The sequence below is a fragment of the Parabacteroides sp. genome (assembly GCF_977054455.1).
The window spans coordinates 94232-115817 of record NZ_CDRTCT010000007.1 but is presented as its reverse complement, the minus strand read 5'-3'; the positions used below and the strand labels follow the sequence as shown (position 1 = coordinate 115817).

Genomic DNA, 21586 nt, shown 5'->3' with positions numbered 1-21586 from the left:
ATTTGGTTGATCCTTTTACTTCTACCGACGGATAAATATAACAAACACTTCCCATCTTGCATGTTTACCTGTTTCCTAAATCGTCATAAAGAGTTTGCAGCAATGCCTTTCCTTTGCGAAGTCGCAGGTCGCTGCCTTCGCGGGGAGTTTCGATCAGAGGCTTGTTTCCTTCGTTGTCATAGACGGAGATACCGGTACTGTCGATAAACCCGAACCCGTTGGAATAAGTGTAGAAAGCATATTCCGGGTAATCGGGGCTTAGGATGTTCCGGCTGAAAGTGAAAGCGTCGTGATCGATCCCTAATTGGCTCAACAAGGTAGCGGCAAGATCCGTCTGGTTGGCATATTTGTCGATCACGACAGGTCCTTTCACCACACCGCCGATCCAGAGCATCGGAATATGGTAGCGGCGGGGTTCATAGCCCGTTACCTCTTTCGGATAAGGATATCCGTGGTCGGAAACGAAAATAACCAGCGTGTTCTTCCATGCCGGCAGCTCTTTCAGTTTATCGATGAAGTCGCCGATGCAACTGTCCGTGAAAGCAACCGAGTTCGGATACAGTCCCATTTCGTCCAATCGGTGATAGGGTACTTCAAAAGGCTCATGGCTGCTTAACGTCAGGAACGTGCTGAGCCAGGGTGCCTGGCTGTCCCTGCTTTTGATGTCTTCGTACAGGTGCCGGAACGTCACATCGTCGTTCGCTCCCCATTTACTCAGGCGGCTGGTGAGCGGGAAATCACGGTCTGCCGTGATCCGGCCATAACCGGAACTGAAGAAATAACTCTGCATATTGGTGAAGTTGATGTCTCCGCCATACAGCATGTCGGCGACATATCCTTCGTTAGTCAGGCTTTTGGCAATGGAGGGGAGCGTTTGGCTTTTTGCCGGATACTTCATGATGGAAGTGGTCGGCTGTGCCAGATACCCGTTCAGCACCGAAACGATACCTCTGTCTGTCCGGAACGAATTGGCATACATGTTGGTGAAAAGTACACCTTCCTTACTCAACCGGTTTAGGTTGGGCGTAATGACCGAATCTCCGCCGACCGCCCCGATCGCGTTCGCCGAGAAACTTTCCATCAGGATAATCAATATATTCGGCCGAGAGGTATTGAGAAGGGCTTGCGGCATCGTGGCGTCTTCCTCGTTCCCGCACTTGATGCGGGAGCGCTGGGACAAGGTACTCATTATCTCCTTCCTTTCCTCTTCCGGGAAGAAATTGAACTGTGCCGCAAAATCCTGCTGCTTGCTGAGCGAGGCGACCAGGCTGAAACAAGGATTGATTGCCGAATGGTTAAGGAACTGGTTTTGGCTGAAATATACCATCCCCACGTTCGCCGTCGAAGTCGTTACTCCTCCCCGTATCGGAATGAAGAGTATTCCTCCCGACAGGATAATGATAAGGCTTCCGCTCAACCGTTTCCGTACCTGTGTTGCAGGGAAAAGCGGAACGATAAACCTTTTCAACACCCAATATATCCCGAAAGCATATACGGCGAACATCAGCAACTGGGCAACGAATTGTCCCGGCGGTACGCTTGCCATCGCGTCACCGGGTGATTGGAGATAGAAGAAAAGCGTTGCATCCAACCTGAATCCCCAATAGCTGTATAAAGCCACATCTACGGAGAAGATCGCTGCGATCAATACCGCCATGATCCCGAAATATCCTTTCAGCAGTCTCCTGTAAAAAGTCCCCGGCAACCATACCGAAACTAACGTCATCAGTAAAGGTAACGCCGTCAGATAACCGGCTATCGTGCAGTCCAACAGCAACCCGTGTGTAATTACCTTAAGGTAATCGATTAGCGGGCATCCGCTCGCTAAGGCATGGTGGTACAGCATGAACACCGGCTTTTGGACTGCCAAGAGTGGTAACCAGATCAAAAATAGGGCGAGGAGGAAGAGGATTCTTTTCTTCATATACAGGGAAGGTATCGGAGAAAGAACCAGGTACGCGTACCTGGTTCTTCTTCTGGAAAGTTATCAATGCTTGTTTATTTATAAAGCTTTTCTCTCAGCTCGGCAACCATCGGATCGGTAATATAGTCATCGTATTCCATCATCCGGTCGATAATGCCGTTCGGAGTCAGCTCGATGATGCGGTTGGCAACCGTCTGGATGAACTCATGGTCATGGCTGGAGAACAGGATGTTTCCTTTGAATGACTGCAAGGTGTTGTTGAACGCCTGGATGGATTCCAGGTCCAGATGGTTGGTCGGCGTGTCGAGGATGATGCAGTTGGCATCCGTCAACATCATGCGGGAGATCATACAACGCATCTTTTCACCTCCGGAAAGTACGCTCACTTTCTTCAACAGCTCTTCGCCGGAAAACAGCATACGACCGAGGAAGCCTTTCAGGAAGACTTCATTCGTGTCGGGCGAGAACTGACTCAACCAGTCGATCAGGTTATAATCCGAGTTGAAATAGTTGGAGTTGTCGAGCGGCAGATAGGTCGTCGTGATGGTCTGTCCCCACTGATAGGTTCCGGCATCTGCCTTTTCTTCTCCGTTGATGATCTGGAAAAGGGCGGTCATCGCACGCGGGTCGTGACTGATGAATACGATCTTGTCGTCTTTCTCTACATTGAAGTTCAGATCCCGGAACAGGACTTTTCCGTCGATGGACTTTGTCAGCCCCTTTACTTCCAATATCTGGTTGCCGGGTTCGCGGTTCGGTGTGAACAGGATACCCGGATAACGTCGTGAAGACGGCTTGATCTCTTCGATGTTCAGTTTCTCCAACATCTTCTTTCGGCTGGTCGTCTGTTTGGACTTCGCCACGTTGGCGCTGAAGCGGCGGATGAACTCTTCCAATTCTTTCTTCTTTTCTTCCGCTTTCTTATTCTGGTTCTGCTGCTGGCGGAGTGCTAACTGGCTGGATTCGTACCAGAAACTGTAGTTTCCGGCGAACATCTGCAGCTTGCCGAAGTCGATATCTACCGTATGCGTGCAAACGGAGTCGAGGAAGTGACGGTCGTGGCTGACAACCAACACGGTGTGTTCGAAGTTTGCCAGGTAGTTTTCGAGCCACATGACGGTTTCGAGGTCGAGGTCGTTGGTCGGCTCGTCCAGCAACAGGTTATCGGGTTGTCCGAAAAGGGCGCGTGCCAGCAGGACACGTACTTTCTGCTTACCGCTCATGTCCTTCATCAGTGTGTAATGGAATTCTTCCGAGATACCCAGGCCGCTCAGCAGGGCGGCGGCATCGCTTTCGGCATTCCAGCCTTCCATTTCGGCGAATTTCTCTTCCAGTTCCGATACGCGGATACCGTCGGCATCGCTGAAATCGGGTTTTGCATACAGGGCGTTTTTCTCGCTCATCACCTCCCAAAGGGTGGTGTGGCCCATCAACACCGTGTCTATTACGGTATATTCGTCGAATGCGAAGTGATCCTGGCTCAATACGGAAAGGCGTTCGCCCGGCCCTAAAGACACGGTTCCGCGTGTCGGGTCCAGCTGCTTGCTGATAACACGGAGGAATGTTGATTTACCGGCGCCGTTAGCCCCGATGATACCGTAGCAGTTGCCCGGTGTAAACTTCATATTGACATCCTGGAACAGGATACGTTTTCCGAACTGTACGTCCAGATTGTTAACCGTTATCATATCTTATATACCTATTAATTTGCTATTGAGTGTGCAAAGGTACAAAAAATATCGGTTACTTTCGGACCAAGCCGAAAGTAACTATTTATACAAGCCTTCCCTCGACAGCAAATGATCCAGGTTTGCCACTCCTAACGTCACGATCGCCATCACCGTAGCGGCATGTTCCTGGTATTCCGGGATGCTTTTGCTGTAAGTATCGCGTTCGGTGTGCCAGATTTCGCCGTAGCTGAAGTTATAGCCTTTGATGTCCTTTTCGTTGAAGTCGATAGCCGGGACAGCCTCGACGGCAAAGACCGAAGCGTCTGTGCCGCCCGGTTGCGACGGCTTGGTGAACGGGCCGGCTTCTTTCACTTCGAACGGGTAGTCGGGCCGGATTTTCTTGATCGGTTCGCATATCTTCACGAAATCCCGGTACATCGCTTTCGGTACGTCGAGTCCGACGGGAGGTGTCGGGCCGCCGTCGCGGTTGAACAGGTTGGAGATCTTATCTAACTTGTCCTTGTTGGCCTTGACCCAGGCTGTAGAACCTAACAATCCGAATTCTTCGCCGGCGAAAGCGCAGAACAACATCGTCCGTTTGGGCTTTGCGCCGGATTTCATGATCATGCGGGCTGCTTCCATCACCGGAGTAACGCCGGAACCGCAGTCCACGCCGCCCGTCGCCACGTCGAACGCATCCAGATGACCGCTCGCCATCACATACTCGTCCGGGTATTTGGAGCCTTTGATCTTGCCGATCACATTATAGTATTTCACCGGCCCCATCCGGAAATGGTTGCGGATATCGAATTCCAGGAAGAAGGTGCGGCGTTCCTTTACCATCTGCTTGATGGTCGCATACTGGTGTTCGTCCAACTTGATGTCGCAAACGTCCGGCAGGTTGTCGAACGTGAAAGTCGGATCGTGCATGACCGCCTTGTCATAGAGAGCCCGCAGAGGGACGCTGGCCGACTGGATAAAGCCCAATACGCCGGCTTCGCACATCTGTTTGTAAAACAAGGCCGGGACATCCTCTTTCAACGGCAACAGCGGGTTGTCGGTATTGTTGCGCCAGTTATCCTCCATGATCTGGTAATTCTTCTTGGCCGTTTCATTGTTTTCGGCAATGATGGCGGCACGGATGGAGTCGCCTTTGGCGGAACGGTCGACCGGCCAGCCGACATTCTTTCCGTTAATCAGCACCCAAGCCCCTTTCAGTTGTCCTTTTATACGGTCGAATTCGCTTTGGGTAAGCGGTTCCTGCAAGACATGTCCACGTTGTACTCCTTTTGTTCCGGCAGTGTAGGAGGGAGTGACGAAGTGCAGTTCCATCCCGTTCTCGCCTAACAGCTTGCCGAACCACGGTCCGCGGTTGAAGCCGACCGGTAACGTACCGGCTTCCTGCAATTCGACATCCAGCCCCCATTCCTTGAACTTGGAGGACACCCAGTCGACCGCATTGTCATAGGCATTCGAACCGATCACGCGGCCGCCGATGCGGTTGGTGAGCACATCCAAATGATCCATCACCTGGTTGTCCGTTTGACCGATTTCGATAATTTTGTCTACGGCAGCATCCTGTGCCGGGACCGATTGAGCAGCCATGCAAGCCATCGCCGCCCAGATAAGTATAGCTCTTTTCATATTGTGTGTGTTTTATGGTGATGCAAATTAAGATATAAAAAGTTCGTGTTCCAAATGAATTTCAGGTAAATGTCTGATAAACGTGACAGATTCGTATCCTGATAACGGAAGAAATAAATATCTTTGCAGGCAAAAAACAGGGCAAGTGGGCGTGTTTCGCAATTCCATATTGAAGTTTCTGTTGGTAGTGCTCTTTATCAGCTACTACGCGGGAGGTGTTGCCTTTACCCATGTCCACCATTTTCCGACCTACACGATTATCCACTCGCATCCCTATCTGCCCGGACAGGACGGGCAACCCCAGCACACCCATACTACCGAGGCTTTCGAGACCATCCATCTGCTGAACGATCTGGTCTTGGAAGAGACTCTGGGTTTTGTCGTGGGGATCGCTTGGGTGCTGCTTGCTACTTTCCTGTTGCAACTTGAGTCTGTATCTGTCCTTCGGGTCATCCGCAGCAGGAGTCAACGTGCCCCTCCCGTATTCATTGGATAAAAATATACGGACGTGTTTCTTGACGTCCCTCCTCGTCTCTGAATGTTCTACCGGTAGAACTCGATGTTTCATGGTAGTGGAACTTTTGTTTCATAGTATTGGAACTCTTGTTTCATAGTAGTGAAACTTTTGTTTCATACTTATGAAACTATTTAGGAGTGTATGTTAACGTTTTTAGTTGACTACTTAGCGTCTTATTTATAAAGCAGGTTGACCGGTTTGTAACTTAGTAATAAAATAGGTTGACCCTGTTCTTTCTTATTGATGAACGAGGTTAACCCGGACAAAAATAATCAATATTGTTATTATCCCAAAGAGATCATGAAAAAACCACCACGGTGGTTTGCCATGCGGCTGGAGGCGTGAAGCCTCCAAAGAGCCTTACCGTGTGCTTCTTCGCTCCGGCGGCGGCTCTTTATCCGGTTTGCGCCAAGTCTTTTTTCTTCTTGATGGCTATTTCCCGGTAACTTTTCCACCTTTTTTTCATCTCGCCTTCACACCGGGCTGCCTGGGCGGGTGTCATGCCCTCCAAGCTCAAGTGAGGGCGTTCATGGTTATAAAAGTCTACGGCACCTTTCACGGCCGCTTTCACTTCCCGGATACTATAAAACTCCATATCCTTAAAAAACTCATTCTTAATGGTATTATTCACACGCTCGGCCACGGCATTGTCCTTGGGATTTCCGCTCTCGGTCATGCTTATGCCTATTTTACAGTCCTTTAAACGGCCTGTATACGCGTAACTGGCATATTGCACACCACGGTCGGAATGGTGGATCAATCCTGACAGGTCTTTCCCCTTGTAATGCTTCAAGCTCATTTCCAGGGCTTCCAACGGATATTTTGATTCCAATGTTTCTCCCACGCTATAACCCACGATTTCTTTCGTATAATAGTCCGTAACCAGGGATAGATAGCAAAAGTCGTATTCCTTGCGCTCCTTGCTTGTCCAAAACGGAATATAAGTGATGTCACTCACTATCAATTCACAGCCACGGCTGGGGAGCAGATCTTTCACCAGGTTCGGATAAAGGGGGAGATCATGATTGGAATCCGTGGTTGACACGCGCCGTTTGCGTTTGCGCACCTTCAACCCGTAACGTTCCAGGATATCATAAAAACGGTTATATCCCACGCTCCGCTCCTCTCCGAACTGCTGCCGGTACATCTGCCAGAGCTTATTGCCACCTATGCCACGATCTTTTCTACGGACATCTTTAACGAACTCAACCACAAAAGATTCCTGGGACAGCTTGAGCATCAGATTATCCACATGCTGGTAGTAGGCTTGTTTACTCACACCAAGCAGACGACACATAGGGACAATGCCGTAAAGCTTCTTGTCCCTATCGTGAAGCCTATTTGCTACTTGGTGCCAGCTTTTTTTAGGTCGATACCATAAACTTCTTTACCGAAAGCGACCATTTCCTCATAAAAATCAGCACGCAAGCGTTCACGGGTCAAATCCTTTTTCAGGATCGCGATCTCCTCTTGTAACTTCTTGTAGTCTTCAGGAGTGACTTCTTTTCCACACTTTTTCATTAATTCGACTTGTTGAGGATTTTCTCGCTCAAAGGTAGTCAATGCTTTGTAAACGCGGCTACGACTTACTCCTAATTTCTCTATAATACTCTTTACATCCATGCCTTCAAGCAGGCGAAGACGATTTATTTCCTGAGTAAGCAAATTGCGTGCTTGTTCTTGAGTGTAATTCTTTTCTTTCATTTCGATGATTCTTTTAGAGTCAACCATATTTACAAAAAGACAGAGAGGCGGGGAATATAACAATCGCTCCCTGTCCCTTTCCCGAAAGTGGCAGGGAGAAATTTCCAAACGCAATAATTTCTTATTATTATGAAACGAATATTGTTACTGTTGCTTCCTGCAATGGTATTGAGTGCCTGCCATTCCGACAAGCAGGACGATGAGGCGTCTGCCGCTGTCACTTTAAAAGGAGATACCATACAAATCGGTGCGGACTCGCCGATCCTGTCCCGTCTGAAAACGGAGAAAGTCGTACGTGAACCCTATTGCATGGAGTTCAGCACATCCGGCGTCGTAAAGGCGATCCCGGCTAACTATGCGGAGATCGCTTCTCCGTTTGCCGGACGTATCAGCAAGTCGTTCGTCCGTCTCGGACAGAGAGTGGTGCCGGGCAGCCCGGTTTTCGAGATCAGTTCCCCTTCGTTCTTCGAGACGGGAAAGGCTTACTACCAAGCTAAACAGGAGATGGAGCTGGCCTTGAAGAGCCTGAAGCGCGAGAAAGACTTGATCCGCAACAAGGTCGGCGTTCAGAAGGAACTGGAAGAGGCCGAGGTGAATTATGAATTGAAGAAGAAAGACTATGAGAATGCCGAGGCGGCCTTGAAGGTGTTCCAGATCAACCCGGACGATCTGGTACTGGGACAGCCGCTTGTCGTCCGTTCCCCGATAGCGGGAGAGGTCGTAAAGGATCATATTGTGATCGGCCAGTATATGAAGGAAGATGCCGATCCGGTTGCGGTGATTGCCGACCTGAACAAGGTCTGGGTGGCGGCTCATGTGAAGGAGAAGGATATGGGTCTGGTGCAGGCGCTCGACGACGTGGAGATCCGTCTGGTCGCCTTGCCGGAACAGCCGTTTACGGGAAAGATTTACCATATCGGCGAAATGCTGGACGAAGATACGCGCTCGGTGGAGGTGCTGATCGAATGCGACAACCGTGACCGGCTGATGAAACCTGCCATGTACGGCACGGTAAAGTTGAGCGATAAGGCCGCCGAGGTGATCCGTATCCCGACATCCGCGATCCTGCAGGAAGAAGACGACAGCTATGTGCTCGTTGCTTTGGGCAATAATAATTACCGGAAACAGAAGGTCTCGACAGGTGTCAGCGATGGGAAGAAAACCGTTGTGTTGTCGGGCTTAGTCCCCGGAGAGGAGATCGTCGTCGCCGGAGCTTTTTACTTAATTGATGTACGGTAAACGCTATGAAAAGGATTATTTACCTGGCGATACATCGGCGAGGACTGATGTTCGTCCTGTTCCTGTTTCTGGCGGTTGTCGGCTATTATTCGTGGACAAAGCTGGCGATCGATGCTTATCCTGACATTGCCGATACGACCGTCCAGATCGTTACCCAGGTGCCGGGGCTGGCGGCCGAAGAGATAGAACAGCAGATCAGTATCCCGATCGAAAGGGCGATGAACGGGATGCCGGGACTGAACGTGATGCGTAGTAAGAACACGTTCGGGCTTTCCACTGTCGTACTCGTTTTCGATGATGGCATAGAGGATTACTGGGCACGCCAGCGTGTGCAGGAACGGCTTGTCGATGTGGAGCTGCCGTATGATGCGGTTCCGGGGCTGAACCCGTTGACTTCGCCGACCGGGGAAATCTTCCGCTATGTGCTGGAAAGCGACCGTCTGGACCGCCGCGAACTGACAGACCTGCATAAATGGGTGGTTATTCCGCGCCTGAAACAGGTGACCGGTGTTGCCGACGTCAGTAACTATGGCGGGATCACGACCCAGTACCAGATCGAGGTGGACCCGCATAAGCTGGATCAGTATGACGTGACGCTGGGCGATATAACCGAGAAGATCGAAAAGAATAATGTGAACGCCGGAGGTAGCATGTTGAGCCGGGGCGACCTGAGCTATGTGATCCGCGGGATCGGGCTGGTGAAGGATCTGGAAGACCTGGGACGGATCGTGATCAAGACGGAGAATGGCGTTCCGATCTACTTGAACGACATCGGGCGTCTGAAATACGGAAATCTGGAGCGCAAAGGCGTGTTGGGCTTTACGGACGGTGTACGCGATATATCGGACGGTGTGGAAGGGATCGTGCAGATGTTGCGGGGAGAGAATCCTTCGCAGGTCCTGAAGGGGGTGCATGAAGCCGTTGAGGAACTGAACAACGAGACCTTGCCGGAAGGAACCCGCATCCATGTGTTTATGGACCGAACCGATTTGGTGAACACGACCTTGCATACGGTGTCGCACACGCTTTTCGAAGGGATGGTGCTGGTCGTGCTGGTGCTGATCCTGTTTCTGGGAAGTTGGCGGGGCGCGTTGCTGGTGGCTTTGACGATTCCGTTGTCCCTGTTGATTGCCTTTATCCTGATGCACATTACCGATATTCCGGCCAACCTGCTGTCGTTGGGGGCGATCGACTTCGGTATCTTGGTGGACGGGGCGATCGTGATGATGGAAACGGTGTTGAAGAAGCGCGAACGGCATTCGGACGAGATCTTGACGGAAGAGTCCATATTGCGCCGTACGACCGAAGTGGCGCGGCCGATCTTCTTTTCCACCCTGATTATTATTACGGCTTATCTTCCGCTCTTCGCTTTCGAGCATATCGAGAAGAAACTGTTTACGCCGATGGCCTATACGGTGGGATATGCTTTGGCCGGGGCTTTGTGCGTGGCGTTGTTGCTGATTCCGGGACTGGCTTTCTTTGCTTACCGCAAGCCGCGTAAACTCTATCATAACCGTTGGCTCGAAAAACTTTCGGAAGGCTATAACAGGCAGATAACGAATCTGCTGGAAAAGCCGAAGCGGGTTCTCATGCCGTTGGCTTTTATCTTGGTCGGTGCGGGTGTGCTGAGTTATACCGTCGGCAAGGATTTCCTGCCGCCTCTGGATGAAGGGGCGATCTGGATACAGGTGCAGCTGCCTCCGGGGATTTCCATCGAGAAGTCGAAAGAAATGGGAGCCGAGTTGCGCAAGACGTTGAAGCAGTTCGATGAGGTGTCGTATGTCATGACGCAGGTAGGCCGTGACGACGAGGGGGCGGAGGCGTTTTCTCTGTCTCATATCGAATGCGGTGTCGGCCTTAAGCCCTACAGCACTTGGGAATATGGAAAGACGAAGGCCGATCTGATTGAGGAAATGTCGGAGAAGCTCTCTACCATGCCGGGCTATTCCGTCGGTTTCTCCCAGCCGATCATCGACATGGTGATGGACCAGATTGCCGGTGCTCATAGCGACCTGGCCTTGAAAATCTATGGAGACGATATTATCGAAACGCGCCATATCGCCGAGAAGGTGGCCAATGTCTTGAAGACGATTCCGGGAGCGGCCGATGTCGCCGTGGACCAGGAACCGCCTCTTCCCCAGCTTCAGATTATCGCCAACCGCGACCGTATCGCACAATATGGTTTGAATGTATCGGATGTGGCGGACCTGATCGAGTTGGCAATCGGGGGAAAGGCTATCTCCCAGATTTTTGTCGGCAGCAAGAGCTATGATGTGATCTGCCGTTTCGACGATGCCAGCCGTAACTCGCCCGAACGGATCGGGAATCTGTTGCTGACGACAGATGCCGGTACGAAGATACCGCTTTCGCAGGTCGCCGATATCAGGATGACGACCGGCGCCAGCACGATTACCCGCGAGATGAACAAGCGCCATCTGACGGTTCGTGTGAACTTGCGTGGAGTCGACCTGACTGCCTTTCTGAATAAAGCGGATAAGATTATCGACCGGGAGGTGAAGTACGATCACGACCAGGTGCATCTTAAATGGGCCGGACAGTTCGAAAACCAGCATCGTGCCTACAGCCGTTTGGCGGCAGTCGTGCCGTTGGCATTGGGGATTATGCTGTTGCTTTTGTTCGCCGCTTGCGGTAAGTTCCGGCAGGCGGCCCTGATGATGTGTGTCGTTCCGTTGGCCCTGTTCGGTGGTATGTTGGCGTTGAATGTGCGGGGGATGACGTTGAACGTGTCGTCTGCGGTCGGTTTTATCGCCCTGATCGGTGTCGCCATCCAGAATGGTGTCATTATGATTTCGCATATCAACAACCTCCGTACGCGTGGACGCGATTTCAAGGAATCGGTTATTACCGGGACCAAGCACCGTTTCCGTCCGATCCTCATGACTGCCACGGTTGCGGTTCTCGGTTTGCTGCCGGCATCCCTTAGTACCGGCATCGGGTCGGATGTGCAGCGGCCGCTGGCAACCGTCATCGTATATGGCTTGCTGTTCGCAACCGTTATCACCTTGTATGTGCTTCCTGCCCTATATTATATGGTGGAGAAGCGTTACCTCGACAGAGAGCCGCTTCGGGAAGTGGATAAAAGTATCGGGAGCGGTGAGTCGTTGTTATAAATTGAATAATCAAATAAGATAGAATCGCAATGAAATTATACTTGTCTATAATCGGTTTATGTGGCGCCTTGTCGCTTTCCGCCCAGCAAATCGTTCCTCTTTCTTATCGTCAATATATGGAAAAGGTTGTAGAAGGCAACTTGGAATACGCTGCAGAGCGTCTGAATGTGAATGTGTCGGAGGCTGAAGTGACGGCAGCCAAGGTGTTCAATGATCCGAATTTGTCCGTTTCCTATTTTAATAATGAGAATAACAGCCTTCAAATGGGGGAAGGAGTGGAAGTCGAGTTAAGCAAGACGTTTACTTTTGGTAAGCGCAGTGCCGGCATAGCACTTGCCCGCAGTGAAAACGAGCTGACGAAAGCATTGCTTGCCGATTATTTCCGTAATCTTCGTTCGGAAGCTACCGTTTCCTATCTGGAAGCATTGAAGCAGTACGAGTTATATAAGGTAAAGGAGAATGCTTACGAAAATATCCGGCAGTTGGCGGAAAGCGACAGTGTCCGCCATTCTTTAGGTAAAATCATGGAGATCGATGCTACGCAGAGTCGTCTGGAAGCCGGAATACTGCATAACGAACTGTTGCAGGCCGGTGCCGAGTTGCAGAATGCTTTTTCCCGTCTGAACTTGCTGACCGGTACGCTTGCGCATGACACTCTTTTTCAGCCGCAAGCCGACTTGCGTATGTCGTCCCGCAATTTCGTAATGGCGGATCTGCTTTCTGATGCCGTGGAGAATCGTGCCGACCTGGTGGCCGCCCTCAAGAATAAGGAAGTCGCTTCCCGTGCCTTGAAGGTGGCTCGGCGTGAAAGGAATACGGATGTGGACTTGTCAATTGCAGTCAGCCGTAATGCACGCGTGTACAACGAAGAAGCGCCCGCTCCTCCTTTTACGGGAGTGACAGCCGGCATTGCCGTCCCTTTGAAGTTCTCCAACTTCAACAAGGGCGCTGTCCGTGCCGCCCGTTTCCGTGAACAGCAGGCCGAGACACAATATCAGCAGGCTTTGCTACAGGTTCAGACAGAAGTCATGCAGGCATACCGCAGTTATCGATCTTTCTCCAAGCAGGTGGAACGTTATGAAAACGGTATGCTCAGCCAGGCGCGTGAAGTGATAGATGGCAAGATTTACAGCTATAACCGGGGAGAAGTCTCTTTGTTGGAAGTTCTCGACGCACAACGAACCTACGATGAAGTGCAAGCCCGGTACATCGAAACTTTGTTTAATTACAGCACGGCTTTGGTGGAATTGGAAAAGAGCGCCGGAATCTGGGATGTGGAATTGTAGTCGTAACGTTGTTATTTAGGTTTCTTAATAAGGTAAAGGTAAGATATATTCTTGAATTATACCTATTTTTGTACTTCAAACAGAAATAGGAATATGATATTTTACTTTACCGGAACAGGAAACTCTCTTTGGGTGGCAAAGGCTCTGAGTGAGGCGTTTGGAGAACCGTTGATTTCAATTGCGGATGAGCTGCGTAAGGAAGAGAAAGACTTAGCTTATCCGGTTCGTCCGGATGAAAAGATTTTGTTCGTCTATCCCGTGCATTCCTGGGGACCGGCGGTGCCTGTGACCCGTTTTATCTCCCGTCTGGCTTTAAACGGATACGACGGACAGCCGGTCTATTCCGTTTCTACCTGTGGAGATGAATGCGGGCATACGGACCGGCTGATCGGGAAAGCATTGGGAAAAAGAGCGATATCGCTTACGGCTGCATACTCTGTCATCATGCCGAACAATTATATCTTGCTGCCCGGTTTCAATGTCGACGGCAAAGAGGTGGAGGAACGGAAATTGCAGGATGCCCCGGCGCGTGTGGCCGGGATTATCGAAGCGATCCGGGAGCATCGGCAGGACACTTTGTATCAGACAGGAAGTATGCCCGGTTTGAAAAGCTACTGGATTTATCCTCTTTTTACACATCTGGCCATCGGAAGTAATTCTTTCCGGGTGACGGATGCTTGTATTTCCTGTGGGTTATGTGAACGGATTTGTCCGACCGGAACGATCAGCATGCAGGCAGGGAAGCCTGTTTGGACGGATACCTGTGTGCAGTGTGTCGCTTGCATTCACCGCTGTCCGGTCCGTGCGATCGAATATGGAAAGGGAACGCTGAAAAAAGGGCGATATCATCACCCTGAGATTAAATAATAAACAAAACAGTTAGAAAATGAAACGATTAGTAGTGACAGCCTTAGTGGCCCTGACGTTGGCAAGTTGCCAGGAAGCACCGAAAGGTTATGTGATAAATGGAGAAGTGACCGGCAGGACGGATGGGAAGGTTTATCTCAAGTCCTTCCGGAATAAGATGTTTTTTGATGTCGATACGGCAGAGGTAAAAGATGGGAAGTTTACTTTTAAAGGAGAAGTGGATCAGCCTTTATTGTTTGGTCTGGCAACAGAAGACATGAATTATCCGGTTCAGTTCTTTGTCGAAAATACAAATATGGATGTGCGGATAAGTAATGACGGCGAGACGATTACGGTCCGGAACTCTCCTGTCAATGCGATCTTTCAGGAGAATGCCGGAAAGGTTTTCGAAGAAGGGTATGACATTGACAGCCTGATCACCAAGTACCCGGCTTCGCCTGCCGCCGCTTTTTATCTGTATCGTTACTTCACTTACCAGTTGCCGCTGGATGAACTGAAAGCAACTCGTGCCAAGATTTCCCCCGAACTGGCTGATTGCCCCTATGTGAAAGATTTGGACGGAATTATCAAGCAATTGGAGAATGTGCAGATAGGTAAGGTGGCTCCTGAATTTTCGTTGCCTGATACGGCAGGTGTATCTGTGTCGCTTTCGGATTTCAGAGGCAAATATGTGTTGCTGGACTTCTGGGCTTCCTGGTGTCCTCCCTGCCGCCGCGAGAATCCGAATGTGGTGAAGGCTTTCAATGACTATAAGGATAAAAACTTTACGATTGTAGGTATTTCCCTGGACAATGATAAAAGCAAATGGCTGAAAGCGATTGCCGACGACAATCTGGCCTGGACGCATCTTTCCGACCTGAAGTATTGGGATTCGGAAATACCGGCCCTTTACGGTGTTCGTGGTATTCCGGCCAATGTCCTGTTGGGACCGGACGGGGTGATTATTGCCAAGAATATAACGGGTGAGGATTTGCACAAGACATTGGAAGAAGTAATAAAATAAACGATGCGGAGATATGGTTTTCTGACTTTATTCTTTCTTTTCTGTCTCTGCCTTTCAGCGACAGAAAAGAAGGACTTTGAAAAAGCCGTGCATGTTGCCGTTTCCCGGCAGATGCAGAAGTACCCCAAATCGACATTGAAGGATCTCTATAAGAATTTCTTTCAGGATAAATTCGGTCCGGGGCATATCATCGGCGATACAACATCAGCCGGTAATTATCTGCGTCATGAACTTGCTTCCTATACGGAATGTACCGGCGATGTTGCCGAGCCGACCGGTTGGGAAGGTAATTTCCTGCGGGTAAATCTATCGGTTATCAAGAATGGACAGATTCCGTATGCCACTTTTTTTGATGCTTTTGTCCGCAGTGTAAACGGCATCCGGCCTGTTACGGTTGACGAATGGAAAAAAGAGTGGCTTCGGATCGAGGCGATCATTCGTCTAATGGATTTGGCTTTGCCCGGATATGAGGCTGACCGCAAAGAGATAGAAGAGCGGTTGGATAGGGGAGAGTTTGTCGGGCATCACAGCAAAGTGTTTGAAGATTCCTATTCGCCTCATTATCGTATTGTCAGCAAAGATATATTTGAGAAGGAATTGAAACCTTTGCTGAAGTAGCCGGATTTCATCAAAAAGCAACAGGCATCTTTCTTAAAATAGGTAGGTATCCTTTGTCAAAAAGATGCCTACCTATTTCAGTAAAAGCTATAGCTTTTTTGCCGCTACCCTATATCCTGTAGTTGGATAGCCTAAAGGCTATTTTTTTATCCTTTAGGCTCTATTATTCCTCGTCGTCCGGGTCTTCGAAGTCAAATTCGAAATCGAAACCGTCGTCTGATAAGCCGGGATCGGTGAACTGTTCCAGCTCTCGACGGTCTTTCTTAGTCGGACGGCCCATTCCGCGTGCCCGGTCTACGAATCCGGATATGCGGTTCATTTCCAGGATTTCGTATTGGTCGGGTGTCGTTACGTTTTCCAGATAGCCAGGGACCAGCTTGGCTCCCATACGCCGCTCTGTCAAATCCAGTACCTTAAAGGAAAAGGTGATAGGCGGTTTGCGCACCTGGATCACTTCCCCGACTTTGATCATGCGGGAAGGCTTTATCGTAACGCCGTTTATCATGATCCTGCCTTTCTTGCAGGCTTCAGCGGCTATCGTACGTGTTTTGAATATGCGGGTAGCCCACATCCATTTGTCTATACGGACTTCGTTCATCTTATTATGGGTTGGCAGGGACTGCTTGGTGACTGTGGCATGAAACAGCCGGCTGCCGCTTGTTAACTATTTATTGTTGTATAAGTTCATTGTGTTCTGTATGCCGGCCAGGCAGAAACTTTTGATGATTTCTACTGCCCGTTTCATCTTTTCCGGCATTTCCTGGAGTTCTTCCGGCGGAAACTTGCCGAGCACATAGTTGATTTGCCCTCCGCGCGGGAAATCGCTACCGATACCGAAACGGAGGCGGCTGTATTCTTGTGTGCCTAACAACTGTTGGATGTTTTTCAATCCGTTGTGTCCGGCATCGCTGCCTTTCGGCTTCAGGCGGAGTGTACCGAACGGAAGTGCCAGGTCGTCCACTATAACTAACAGATTCTCTACCGGAATGTTTTCTTTCTGCAACCAGTAGCGGACGGCATTGCCGCTCAGGTTCATGAACGTGTTAGGCTTCAGTACGATCAGCTCACAGTTCTTGACACGCATCCGGGCGATTGCACCATAACGTTCTTCCGTGAAAGAAACTCCGGCATCTTCAGCCAATGCGTTTACAACGCGGAATCCGATGTTATGGCGCGTCCCTAAATATTCGGAGCCGATGTTTCCAAGTCCTGTTATCAGATATTTCATTGTTATGTAGTTTTTAGTATATGACAAAGGGAAGAATACTCTGCTGAATATCCTCCCCTTACATTATTTAGGAATAATAATCTTATTATGCCTTAGCCTGAGCACCACGAGCGGCACGAGTCAACTGAACGGCGCAAACGACAGCGTTCTTAGCGTTCATCAGTTCAAGGCCTTCGAAGTGCAATGCGCCAACCTGCATAGTCTTGCCTAATCCCAGGTGGTCGACATTGATATGTAATTTCTCAGGAATTGCTGTGTAAAGGGCTTTTACTTTCAGCTTTCTCATCTGTAAGTTCAGTTTACCACCGGCTTTGACACCTTCAGCATGACCTTCCAGAACAACCGGAACTTCCATTACTACCGGTTTGTTTTCTGATACTTCCAGGAAGTCCATGTGCAGGATAGCGTCGGTTACAGGCTGGAACTGGATATCTTTAACGATAGCCATTGTCTTCTTGCCGTCGATAGCCAGTTCTACGACAAAGATTTCAGGGCTGTAAACCAAGTTACGGACACTGTCTTTCGTGATAGTGAAATGAGATACTTTTTCACCGCCGTACAGTACAGCAGGAATTTCGTTGTTTTTACGCATAGCCTTCAAAGCTCTCTTCTGGTCTGCAGAAGTAGCGGCTACTTCTCTTGACTTTCCTTCTAATTGAAATGTCTTCATTTTGTTTTAATTTTTGTGTTACTCAAAATTAGATATTTATGCTTTCTAATTTCCCATCACACGTACGGGGGTTAAAAGCGATGCAAAGGTACGATTTATATTTATATCTGCAAAATCTTGTCTGCATGAATTTTTAGTTCCATAGGCATGAAACTATAATTCGATCGGCATGGAACAGATGTTTCATCGGCATGGAACTAAAAGTGCATGCCGGTTCAGAACCGGATTCCTTTTTGTCGGAGCAAGGTTTCCGTATCGTCCCAAAGTTGTTTTTGCTGTGCATGATGCCGGATGCGTTCCGACACATTCCTCTTTTTGCAATTGGCATAGCAACAACCGTTTCTATCTTTCGCCTCATCCGAAAGAGCCAGATGGATGGCGGTCGCCGCGCCTTGGGCCGGTGTTTTGATAAAGGGGCGGAACAGGATGTCGGTTAGCGGGTCGAACCAAGCTTGCATCGTGATCATGTTCGTACTGACGATTCCCGGGTCCGAGGCATTTATGGTGATGTCTTTGTCTTGCAGCCGTTCGGCAAACTCTTGGGTGAACAATAACAGCGCCAGTTTGGTATTGCTATAGACCGGGATGCGGAAAAAGCGTCCGTTCTTCCCTTTTTCAAAGAAGTCCGGTTGGATCCGGCCGATAGCATACGTGCAGGACACTGTGTTTACAATGCGGCATCCCGGTTGCATCAAGGGCAATAACTGGCGGGTGAGCATGTAGGGAGCCACATAATTGACGCTTACGATTGTCTCCAACCCGTCTTCGGTTTTGCGTACCGGAGTCGTCAGGATGCCGGCATTGTTCATCAGGCGGCTGACGGGACGTCCTTCTTTTAGTAATTGGCCGGTGAAATTGTTGACGGATGAGAGGGAGGCGAGATTGATTTTCCGGACTTCAATCTGCGTGTTTCCGGTCTCTTGCCGGATCCGGGCGCATATGGGGGCGGCTTTTTCCGGATCGAGGCAAGCCATAATCACCGGATAGCCCTCTTTTGCGAGGGCTGCCGTGATTACTTGTCCCATGCCTCCGTCGGCACCGGTTATGATGGCTAATCCTTTTTCCATTACTTATATTCTAATTTCTCTATTTCTTTGACAATGCTTTTGGGCAAGTCCTGAATATGTTTGTGGCATGCCATTTCGATGGAATACATGCGGGCGATGCAATAGTTGCTATGTCCGCAGTCGCAACGGGCATGATCGTCTTCCTTCATCTTGTTTACGAATGACGGGTCGTTCAGCAAGGCGCGTGCCATGCTCACGAATTCGAAACCGTCGTTCAAGACCTCGTCTATCTTCTCGCGTGAAATCAGACCGCCGACATAGACAAGCGGCATTTTCAACGCCGCCCTGAACTTCAGGGCATCTTCCAGGAAGTAAGCCTCTTTGAACGGTTCGGACGGGATCATGAACCGTCCGGCCATTTTGACTCCGAGCGGTAACCAGCCGAAAGGCATATAATGCGTCATCGTATGAATCGGCATGGAACCCCGCATCACGTACATCGGGGCGCGGCTGACGAAGCCGCCGCTAAGTATCAAGGCATGTGCTCCGCATTCGTCCTGCAGGGTACGGGCCACTTCGAGCGTCTCATCCAGCTCCATTCCGCCTTTGAAGCCGTCGCGCATATTCATCTTTACCAGCACTGCCATATCCTGCCCGGCTGCTTTCATCACTTCGTCCATGCACATTTTCATAAAGCGCATCCGGTTTTGCAAGCTGCCGCCATATTCGTCTTTCCTGTGGTTGGTATAGGGAGAAAGAAACTGGCTGATCAGATAACCGTGGCCGGCATGTATTTCCACTGCATCCATTCCGGCTTCGCGAGCCAGATGAACCGCTTGCCCGAATGCTTTTGCCATAGCCGTGATTTCGGAAGGTTTCATTCCCCTGACAAGGGTGGGGGAATAGATATTGAAACCGCCGGAAGCGGAGATGGGCCTGCATCCGCAGATGTTTTTATGGGACATGTTTCCGCAATGTCCGAGTTGTACGGAGGCGGCCGCCCCTTCTTTGTGGATGGCGTCGGTGATGCGTTTTATTCCGGGGATGATCTCCGGGCGCATCCAGAGCTGACGTTCGAAGGAAAGTCCGCTTTGCGTAACAGCCGCATAGGCCAGAGTCGTCATGCCGATCCCGCCGGCGGCCACCGATTTATGGTAGTCGTACAACATGTCGGAAGGGGCGTTTCCGGGGCACATGCTTTCAAATGCAGCCGCCCGTATCGTCCGGTTTCTCAGGGTCAACGGCCCGATTTTACCGGGAGTGAACAGTACAGATTCTTTTTCCATATCTATATGAGTTAGTCATTCAATATATAAAAGGGATCACCCGTTTCCGGTTTCCCAGCTCGTTGCCAAACATCGCTTTGTATTTATGGTAGATGGTGTTTGCGCGAGGTACGAGGTTTGCAAATGTCCACCACGCGAAAACAGCTCCGCTTGCGCTCCAGGTCAGGATTGCAAACCCGCACCATTCCACGATCTCCCCGAAGTAGTTGGCCGATGTCACATATTTGAACAGGCCTTTTTGAGGCAGATAATGGTTCGTGTCGCCAGGCTTTCTCAGATGGCGGACAATATGGTCCGACTGGATATTGATTGCCATACCGGAGAAAAACAAGATCGTCCCGATGATAAATTGAGGGCTGTACAACCAGCTTTCCGTGTACATATCCTGCGGCGCCAGGTGGAAAATCCATTCTCCCTGCATATAACCGTTCAGTAGATTGAAGGTGATTCCCATAAGCATGATGCCTGCCGGCATTTTACTTTTGCCTTTTATCAGCAAAGGAAAAATAAAAGACCGTTGGAAATAGTGCAGTTCGAAGAACAGAAATATCAGGAGCGGTACTGTCTCGAACTGTCGTTCCGATCCGTTCCATAACAAAAACATGACGATAAAAACCGGCGCTTCCATACAAACCCAAGCGATCTTGTTCGGTATCGGAAATCCCCATTTTTTATCGAACAACATACCATAACCGGCTTCAACGAAGTAAAGGGCTATGAAGACAATGGCGGCGATCGCTGCCATTACGATTAGAAATAAGGTGAAATGTTCAATTGTCATCTTCGCGTGTTGATAATTTATAACCTTTCCCGTGAATGTTTATGATTCTGATGGTCGAATCATCTCGCAATAATTTGCGCAATTTGGTGATATAAACATCCATGCTTCGGGCACTGAAGTAGTTATCGCTTCTCCATATGACTTTCAGGGTGTACATCCTGTCTACAATTTCGTTTGCATGTTGGCACAACAACGTAAGCAAATCGGCTTCTTTGGTCGTCAGCTTGGTCGTTTTGTCTTCTATGGACAAGAGCTGTTTGTGCACGTCGAATTTGAATTTTCCGAAAAAATAGGTCCTGACCTCTTTCTTGTTTAGAGGCTGGTAACGACTTTGTATCGCCTTGATCCGGGCCTGTAAGATGTCAGCGTCGAGAGGTTTGCGTATCACATCGTCCGCATGGAATGAAAACAGCAATGCTATCTCTTCTCTGGTCGGATGTTCACATAGGAAAATGACAGGAATGATGTTCTCTGAACTTTTGATCATGGCTGCCAATGTCCGTGTTTCTTTCGCGTCCATATCGTGGTCGATAATACAGAATGTGAAATGGTTGGAAAGGAAACTTTTATATGCCTCCTCTTCCTTGTCGAATACTTGTGAACTGTATCCGATAGCTTTTATATAGTCCTGGATGATCGCTCCATGATTATAGTCTTTGCTGAAAATGAGAATGTTAAAAAAATCGTTCATTATGTTATTAAATTGTTTTTTCGATGTTCCAGACAAAAGCGCGTAATCCTTGCGCTTCTGTCTTCTGATCCATCTGATGAAGTATCTCCAGGAAATGGTCGACTTTATCGTCATCGACCATTGCCAGGATTGCCGAGTTCAGTGTCGGCCAGGCGTGACTCCCATAATGCGGCTCGCCGGTCTTGCTTCCACGTCCCTGTACTTCATCCCAGTATGTGAAGCCCCGGATGTTGTTCCGGTCCATCGCATTCAGGATCATTTCGTAATATGCTTGATTAAATGATACAAATATAGCTTTCATATTAACTTATTCCTAATTA

The 21586-nt window shown here is 49.5% G+C and carries 19 protein-coding genes and 1 pseudogene; 7 read left to right on the top strand and 13 right to left on the bottom strand.

What is annotated here, in order from left to right:
* Positions 1-64: 64 nt before the first annotated feature.
* From ACW6QF_RS05035 to ACW6QF_RS05025, 3 genes are all read right to left on the bottom strand, one after another.
* On the bottom strand, positions 65-1924 hold the full coding sequence (locus ACW6QF_RS05035; RefSeq protein WP_456087026.1) for an LTA synthase family protein: 1860 nt from the start codon (positions 1922-1924) through the stop codon (positions 65-67).
* 74 nt (positions 1925-1998) lie between these two features.
* Entirely contained in the window at positions 1999-3612 is a 1614-nt protein-coding gene (locus tag ACW6QF_RS05030; protein ID WP_298547013.1) for an ABC-F family ATP-binding cassette domain-containing protein, read from the bottom strand.
* A gap of 81 nt (positions 3613-3693) precedes the next feature.
* Positions 3694-5238, bottom strand: coding sequence for a M28 family metallopeptidase (locus ACW6QF_RS05025; RefSeq protein ID WP_456087025.1), 1545 nt, complete (start codon positions 5236-5238; stop codon positions 3694-3696).
* Between the two features lie 82 nt (positions 5239-5320).
* Between ACW6QF_RS05025 and ACW6QF_RS05020 the strand changes: the two genes are divergently transcribed.
* Complete coding sequence (locus ACW6QF_RS05020) at positions 5321-5734, top strand: hypothetical protein (RefSeq protein WP_456087024.1); 414 nt, start codon at positions 5321-5323, stop codon at positions 5732-5734.
* A gap of 415 nt (positions 5735-6149) precedes the next feature.
* Here the strand turns inward: ACW6QF_RS05020 and ACW6QF_RS05015 are convergent.
* Together ACW6QF_RS05015 and ACW6QF_RS05010 are read right to left on the bottom strand one after the other, a co-directional pair.
* Positions 6150-7082, bottom strand: a pseudogene (locus ACW6QF_RS05015) (IS3 family transposase); the annotation flags it as partial.
* Between the two features lie 17 nt (positions 7083-7099).
* Positions 7100-7459, bottom strand: a complete 360-nt coding sequence (locus ACW6QF_RS05010) for a hypothetical protein (RefSeq protein WP_456087023.1) — start codon at positions 7457-7459, stop codon at positions 7100-7102.
* Between the two features lie 129 nt (positions 7460-7588).
* Between ACW6QF_RS05010 and ACW6QF_RS05005 the strand changes: the two genes are divergently transcribed.
* The 6 genes from ACW6QF_RS05005 (at position 7589) to ACW6QF_RS04980 (ending at position 15603) form a co-directional block, all read left to right on the top strand.
* Positions 7589-8698, top strand: a complete 1110-nt coding sequence (locus ACW6QF_RS05005; protein WP_456087022.1) for an efflux RND transporter periplasmic adaptor subunit — start codon at positions 7589-7591, stop codon at positions 8696-8698.
* A gap of 5 nt (positions 8699-8703) precedes the next feature.
* Entirely contained in the window at positions 8704-11829 is a 3126-nt protein-coding gene (locus ACW6QF_RS05000; RefSeq protein WP_456087021.1) for an efflux RND transporter permease subunit, read from the top strand.
* Between the two features lie 29 nt (positions 11830-11858).
* Positions 11859-13115, top strand: coding sequence for a TolC family protein (locus ACW6QF_RS04995; RefSeq protein ID WP_456087020.1), 1257 nt, complete (start codon positions 11859-11861; stop codon positions 13113-13115).
* A 93-nt stretch (positions 13116-13208) separates the two neighbouring features.
* Positions 13209-13982 carry an EFR1 family ferrodoxin gene (locus ACW6QF_RS04990; RefSeq protein WP_456087019.1) on the top strand — a complete coding sequence of 258 codons (774 nt, stop codon included), beginning with the start codon at positions 13209-13211 and terminating at the stop codon, positions 13980-13982.
* A 19-nt stretch (positions 13983-14001) separates the two neighbouring features.
* A complete protein-coding gene (locus ACW6QF_RS04985) occupies positions 14002-14985 on the top strand; it encodes a redoxin domain-containing protein (RefSeq protein ID WP_456087018.1) in 984 nt (327 codons plus the stop codon).
* Between the two features lie 3 nt (positions 14986-14988).
* Positions 14989-15603 carry a hypothetical protein gene (locus ACW6QF_RS04980; protein WP_298546998.1) on the top strand — a complete coding sequence of 205 codons (615 nt, stop codon included), beginning with the start codon at positions 14989-14991 and terminating at the stop codon, positions 15601-15603.
* A 163-nt stretch (positions 15604-15766) separates the two neighbouring features.
* On the opposite strand, the gene ACW6QF_RS04975 is transcribed toward ACW6QF_RS04980, so the two are convergent.
* The 8 genes from ACW6QF_RS04975 to ACW6QF_RS04940 all read right to left on the bottom strand — a co-directional run bounded on the left by ACW6QF_RS04975 (position 15767) and on the right by ACW6QF_RS04940 (position 21567).
* Positions 15767-16201: an RNA-binding S4 domain-containing protein gene (locus ACW6QF_RS04975; protein ID WP_298546995.1), complete on the bottom strand. Its 435-nt coding sequence runs from the start codon at positions 16199-16201 to the stop codon at positions 15767-15769.
* Positions 16202-16267: 66 nt separating this feature from the next.
* Positions 16268-16831, bottom strand: a complete 564-nt coding sequence (gene pth, locus ACW6QF_RS04970; RefSeq protein ID WP_298546993.1) for an aminoacyl-tRNA hydrolase — start codon at positions 16829-16831, stop codon at positions 16268-16270.
* An 85-nt stretch (positions 16832-16916) separates the two neighbouring features.
* Complete coding sequence (locus ACW6QF_RS04965) at positions 16917-17501, bottom strand: 50S ribosomal protein L25/general stress protein Ctc (protein WP_298546991.1); 585 nt, start codon at positions 17499-17501, stop codon at positions 16917-16919.
* Between the two features lie 215 nt (positions 17502-17716).
* The gene (locus ACW6QF_RS04960) at positions 17717-18568 is read right to left on the bottom strand and encodes an SDR family oxidoreductase (protein WP_298546989.1); all 852 of its coding nucleotides are present in this window, start codon (positions 18566-18568) and stop codon (positions 17717-17719) included.
* Positions 18568-19794 carry an NADH:flavin oxidoreductase gene (locus ACW6QF_RS04955; protein WP_456087017.1) on the bottom strand — a complete coding sequence of 409 codons (1227 nt, stop codon included), beginning with the start codon at positions 19792-19794 and terminating at the stop codon, positions 18568-18570. Before ACW6QF_RS04955 ends, ACW6QF_RS04960 begins: the two co-directional genes overlap by 1 nt.
* Before the next feature lie 19 nt (positions 19795-19813).
* On the bottom strand, positions 19814-20575 hold the full coding sequence (locus ACW6QF_RS04950) for a DUF1295 domain-containing protein (protein WP_298546986.1): 762 nt from the start codon (positions 20573-20575) through the stop codon (positions 19814-19816).
* Positions 20565-21266 carry a response regulator transcription factor gene (locus tag ACW6QF_RS04945; RefSeq protein WP_456087016.1) on the bottom strand — a complete coding sequence of 234 codons (702 nt, stop codon included), beginning with the start codon at positions 21264-21266 and terminating at the stop codon, positions 20565-20567. Before ACW6QF_RS04945 ends, ACW6QF_RS04950 begins: the two co-directional genes overlap by 11 nt.
* 7 nt (positions 21267-21273) lie before the next feature.
* A complete protein-coding gene (locus tag ACW6QF_RS04940; protein ID WP_298546982.1) occupies positions 21274-21567 on the bottom strand; it encodes a PG0541 family transporter-associated protein in 294 nt (97 codons plus the stop codon).
* Positions 21568-21586 lie beyond the last annotated feature (19 nt).

What these genes read in the sequence shown, in the direction of transcription:
- ACW6QF_RS05035 (WP_456087026.1), bottom strand. Translation starts at nt 1,924, where the DNA reads ATGAAGAAAAGAATCCTCTTCCTCCTCGCCCTATTTTTGATCTGGTTA.
- ACW6QF_RS05030 (WP_298547013.1), bottom strand. Translation starts at nt 3,612, where the DNA reads ATGATAACGGTTAACAATCTGGACGTACAGTTCGGAAAACGTATCCTG.
- ACW6QF_RS05025 (WP_456087025.1), bottom strand. Translation starts at nt 5,238, where the DNA reads ATGAAAAGAGCTATACTTATCTGGGCGGCGATGGCTTGCATGGCTGCT.
- ACW6QF_RS05010 (WP_456087023.1), bottom strand. Translation starts at nt 7,459, where the DNA reads ATGAAAGAAAAGAATTACACTCAAGAACAAGCACGCAATTTGCTTACT.
- ACW6QF_RS05005 (WP_456087022.1), top strand. Translation starts at nt 7,589, where the DNA reads ATGAAACGAATATTGTTACTGTTGCTTCCTGCAATGGTATTGAGTGCC.
- ACW6QF_RS05000 (WP_456087021.1), top strand. Translation starts at nt 8,704, where the DNA reads ATGAAAAGGATTATTTACCTGGCGATACATCGGCGAGGACTGATGTTC.
- ACW6QF_RS04995 (WP_456087020.1), top strand. Translation starts at nt 11,859, where the DNA reads ATGAAATTATACTTGTCTATAATCGGTTTATGTGGCGCCTTGTCGCTT.
- ACW6QF_RS04990 (WP_456087019.1), top strand. Translation starts at nt 13,209, where the DNA reads ATGATATTTTACTTTACCGGAACAGGAAACTCTCTTTGGGTGGCAAAG.
- ACW6QF_RS04985 (WP_456087018.1), top strand. Translation starts at nt 14,002, where the DNA reads ATGAAACGATTAGTAGTGACAGCCTTAGTGGCCCTGACGTTGGCAAGT.
- ACW6QF_RS04980 (WP_298546998.1), top strand. Translation starts at nt 14,989, where the DNA reads ATGCGGAGATATGGTTTTCTGACTTTATTCTTTCTTTTCTGTCTCTGC.
- ACW6QF_RS04975 (WP_298546995.1), bottom strand. Translation starts at nt 16,201, where the DNA reads ATGAACGAAGTCCGTATAGACAAATGGATGTGGGCTACCCGCATATTC.
- pth (WP_298546993.1), bottom strand. Translation starts at nt 16,831, where the DNA reads ATGAAATATCTGATAACAGGACTTGGAAACATCGGCTCCGAATATTTA.
- ACW6QF_RS04965 (WP_298546991.1), bottom strand. Translation starts at nt 17,501, where the DNA reads ATGAAGACATTTCAATTAGAAGGAAAGTCAAGAGAAGTAGCCGCTACT.
- ACW6QF_RS04960 (WP_298546989.1), bottom strand. Translation starts at nt 18,568, where the DNA reads ATGGAAAAAGGATTAGCCATCATAACCGGTGCCGACGGAGGCATGGGA.
- ACW6QF_RS04955 (WP_456087017.1), bottom strand. Translation starts at nt 19,794, where the DNA reads ATGGAAAAAGAATCTGTACTGTTCACTCCCGGTAAAATCGGGCCGTTG.
- ACW6QF_RS04950 (WP_298546986.1), bottom strand. Translation starts at nt 20,575, where the DNA reads ATGACAATTGAACATTTCACCTTATTTCTAATCGTAATGGCAGCGATC.
- ACW6QF_RS04945 (WP_456087016.1), bottom strand. Translation starts at nt 21,266, where the DNA reads ATGAACGATTTTTTTAACATTCTCATTTTCAGCAAAGACTATAATCAT.
- ACW6QF_RS04940 (WP_298546982.1), bottom strand. Translation starts at nt 21,567, where the DNA reads ATGAAAGCTATATTTGTATCATTTAATCAAGCATATTACGAAATGATC.